Below are 1,433 nucleotides of genomic sequence, written 5' to 3' on the forward strand. Positions count from 1 at the left end.
TCAAGAAAATCCGTGTTATTTATGAGATACACCTCTTCAAGGTTCTCTTCCACTTGCTCTAACAGATAAACACCCCCTACACCCTCAAGGTAAAAACCCCATCTATTTAACCGCACATGCGTATCAAAGGCTATATACTTAGCCTTAGTGAGAGCGTTGCCAAGCTCAAAAAAGACCTCGCACCACTTACAGACTTCCTTTCCTTCTTCTACCATTCCCCACATGCAAGAGGGACACATACCATCCCCCTTCCCATAAGCAAGCTCTTCAAAAACTTCCATAGTTAGGCTAAACTTTCTCTTCTTTTGCAGGCTTACCTTCTCGTGTAGCCTTTTCATGGTTTCTCTAAAGCCCTCACCACTAAGACCCTCCTTGTCTGTATCAATCCAAGAAAGCACAAAGCCCAGCTTACCACCAAACTCCCTTATAAGAGCCTCTTCTACCCTCTTGGCAAAACTCCTTAGCTTGTCTTCTATGCCCTCCTCGTAGCCAAAAAGTGCCAAAAACTTCCCTCCACCTGCGTATATAAGATTACACAGTGGATATTCCAATTCTTTTAGCAATGCCCTTGCCACAAGATGAGGAAGCACCGAAAGGAAAAAGCTCCTACCCCTTAACCTCTTTGCCACACCTTTTATGTTGGTAAGAGAAAAGAGAAACTCTTGAATTCCACTTATATCACCATCCACTAACAAAAACCTTTCCTTATTTGTGGAAAGTGCACAGGCTATGGCGGAGACCATCCTTGAGTGGTCAAAAAGGGAAATATCAGGATAGTGTTTTGTGCCTCTTTCTCTGTCATAGGTAGACGCAGGGACGCACCAACAGTATTTGTAAAAGAGATGATAAACCTTTAGAAAAGCCTTGTGAAGGTCGGAAAAGTCTACCTTATTTAGCTCATTTTCAAAAGATGTATAGAGGTCTTGATACAGCTTGTCTGATTCTTTAGGAGTCCCATCCCTTGGAAATAGCACGTTTTTGGTTAGCTCAAGTTTATTGAGTTCTATGTAGTAGTCTTTGTCTAACTGTGAGTTAAAAAAGTCAACCTTAAGACCCAAAAAGATAGGTCTTAGCCTTTTTATGGCTTTATCGGATATGTCTTCTTGTTCTTGACTTCTTTCTTTGCTTGAGTATATGTCCGCTTTTTGGTATAGCTTTTGCTCTTGGTTCTTGGGCTTGTGATGAAAGGCAGAGTCAAGCACCATTTGGTAATCCTTTGGGCTTAGCTTGTTTTTTAATACCCTCTCTATGAACTTATAAGACAGCTCCGCATGAGCGTAGCCAAAATCTTCCTTACCTTCTGCCTTTTCCCCCGCTCTGTCTAACAGCTTGCCAACATCATGAAAAAGACCCCCAAGTGCCAACAAAACCCTATACCTGTATTTATCCATAGCTCCCCTCACTAACATTGTAATAGAAAACTCCCCTTTTTT

Annotated in this window: 1 protein-coding gene; it reads right to left on the reverse strand. The window is 41.8% G+C overall.

The annotated features are described in order from the left end of the window. A partial coding sequence (gene cas10, locus WKI49_02185) for a type III-A CRISPR-associated protein Cas10/Csm1 (GenBank protein ID MEJ7621312.1) occupies positions 1-1,391 on the reverse strand: 1,391 nt, incomplete at its 3' end. Between the last annotated feature and the right edge of the window lie 42 nt (positions 1,392-1,433).

This window comes from Aquificaceae bacterium, from assembly GCA_037722135.1.
Classification (GTDB): Bacteria; Aquificota; Aquificia; order Aquificales; family Aquificaceae; genus Pampinifervens; species Pampinifervens sericum.